1 protein-coding gene is annotated in these 1,130 nt (G+C 71.4%); it reads right to left on the minus strand.

The window, feature by feature from the left end; translation table 11 throughout:
• Positions 1–1,130 (minus strand): FtsX-like permease family protein (locus tag ELR45_RS31990; RefSeq protein WP_205857684.1); only part of this gene is annotated, 1,130 nt, incomplete at both ends.

A 1,130-nucleotide genomic window follows, 5' to 3' on the forward strand; every position in this document is an offset into this window, starting at 1 on the left:
GGCGGTCGGAGATCGCGACCTCGATCGGGTTGCCGACCTCGATCGGGTCGCCGGTCTGTTCCTCGGCGTTCACCGCGCGCAGGGTCGCAGTGTCGGGGGAGACGTCGTCGTGGACCCATTGCGGCACCAGGGCGGAGGCCTCGTCGTCGCTGCAACTGGTGATGGCGGGCGCGAACTGGCGGAGCTGGTCGCAGGAGGCGACCAGGGCGGTGATCGAAAGTGTCTCGTGACCGGTGGTTCCCGTCGGCAGCTCGACGGTTCCCGTGAGGACCGGAAAGGCGAACGTGTCATATACGCCCGGGATGGCGTCGATCTGCTGCCTGGTGTCGTCGAGCTGGTCGGTGGGCACGGCGACGCTGGCCCGCTGGCCGTTCTCGATGTGGTCGGCGGCTCCGACGTACTGCGGGGTCTCCTCGAATGCGACGATCACCGAGCGGGCACCGACCACCAGGAACAGCCCGACCATGAGAGCCGCGATGACCCGCGTTGTGCCGGCGGGCTGTGCCTGCAGCCGGCGCGCGGTCAGCGTGGCCGTCGGCCCGGTGGCGACGCGCGACAGCAGATCGGCAAGCAGGCGGACGAAGACAGGGACGATCATCACGATGCCGATCCCGACCAGCCCGAGCCCGGCGAACACGATGGCAACCTCGGTGCTGCTCACCATGAAGTCGTCGTTGGCGCGCCGGGCCAGCAGGCACAGGGCGATGCCGACGGCCAAGGGCGCCGCGCGCCACGCAGACGGCCGCCGTGCATCCGCTTTGCGGGCCCGTTCGAGGGCGTGCCGCATGTCGAGCTGTTGCGGTAGCACCGCGATAGCGGTCGTGACCGCCGGCATGCCCACGACGACGACCGCCCACGCCAGTAGTGGTGGGCTGAGGTCGGACATGGTCCACGCCTCGCCGGCCACGCTGACCGAGGCGAGCAGCGGCCGGAGCGCGAAGGACAGCACGACCCCGAGTGCTGTGCCCGCCGCGGCGACCAGCCCGGCCTCGGCTGCCGCCACCGTCCGGGTCTGGGCGGCGGACAGCCCGAGAAGCCGCAGGTTGGCCAGCCGGCGGTCGCGTAGCTGTGCCGACAGCCGTCCGACGGTGGCGGCCAGCACGAACACCGGCAACGCGACGGCGCCGACG

The organism is Phytoactinopolyspora endophytica (assembly GCF_004138495.1).
GTDB lineage: Bacteria > Actinomycetota > Actinomycetes > Jiangellales > Jiangellaceae > Phytoactinopolyspora > Phytoactinopolyspora endophytica.